The following is a 1,235-nucleotide window of genomic DNA, read 5'->3' as shown; positions in this document are numbered from 1 at the left end:
GCACAGGTTGTGAGCTCGATGAGTAGGGCGGGACACGTGGTATCCTGTCTGAATATGGGGGGACCATCCTCCAAGGCTAAATACTCCTGACTGACCGATAGTGAACCAGTACCGTGAGGGAAAGGCGAAAAGAACCCCGGCGAGGGGAGTGAAAAAGAACCTGAAACCGTGTACGTACAAGCAGTGGGAGCACCCTCTGGGGTGTGACTGCGTACCTTTTGTATAATGGGTCAGCGACTTATATTCTGTAGCAAGGTTAACCGAATAGGGGAGCCGAAGGGAAACCGAGTCTTAACTGGGCGTTAAGTTGCAGGGTATAGACCCGAAACCCGGTGATCTAGCCATGGGCAGGTTGAAGGTTGGGTAACACTAACTGGAGGACCGAACCGACTAATGTTGAAAAATTAGCGGATGACTTGTGGCTGGGGGTGAAAGGCCAATCAAACCGGGAGATAGCTGGTTCTCCCCGAAAGCTATTTAGGTAGCGCCTCGTGAATTCATCTCCGGGGGTAGAGCACTGTTTCGGCTAGGGGGCCATCCCGGCTTACCAACCCGATGCAAACTGCGAATACCGGAGAATGTTATCACGGGAGACACACGGCGGGTGCTAACGTCCGTCGTGAAGAGGGAAACAACCCAGACCGCCAGCTAAGGTCCCAAAGTCATGGTTAAGTGGGAAACGATGTGGGAAGGCCCAGACAGCCAGGATGTTGGCTTAGAAGCAGCCATCATTTAAAGAAAGCGTAATAGCTCACTGGTCGAGTCGGCCTGCGCGGAAGATGTAACGGGGCTAAACCATGCACCGAAGCTGCGGCAGCGACACGAATGTGTTGTTGGGTAGGGGAGCGTTCTGTAAGCCTGCGAAGGTGTGCTGTGAGGCATGCTGGAGGTATCAGAAGTGCGAATGCTGACATAAGTAACGATAAAGCGGGTGAAAAGCCCGCTCGCCGGAAGACCAAGGGTTCCTGTCCAACGTTAATCGGGGCAGGGTGAGTCGACCCCTAAGGCGAGGCCGAAAGGCGTAGTCGATGGGAAACAGGTTAATATTCCTGTACTTGGTGTTACTGCGAAGGGGGGACGGAGAAGGCTATGTCATCCGGGCGACGGTTGTCCCGGTTTAAGCGTGCAGGTGTGTGTTCCAGGTAAATCCGGTTCACTTTAACACTGAGGCGTGATGACGAGGCACTACGGTGCTGAAGTGACAAATGCCCTGCTTCCAGGAAAAGCCTCTAAGC

General features: G+C 53.8%; 1 rRNA gene. It reads left to right on the top strand.

Features of this window, described 5'->3' with window-relative positions:
- Positions 1-1,235, top strand: a 23S ribosomal RNA gene (locus GA0061071_RS23195); the annotation flags it as partial.

The organism is Kosakonia oryzendophytica (genome assembly GCF_900094925.1).
Classification (GTDB): domain Bacteria; phylum Pseudomonadota; class Gammaproteobacteria; order Enterobacterales; family Enterobacteriaceae; genus Kosakonia; species Kosakonia oryzendophytica.
This window is presented reverse-complemented; position numbering and strand designations above follow the sequence as displayed.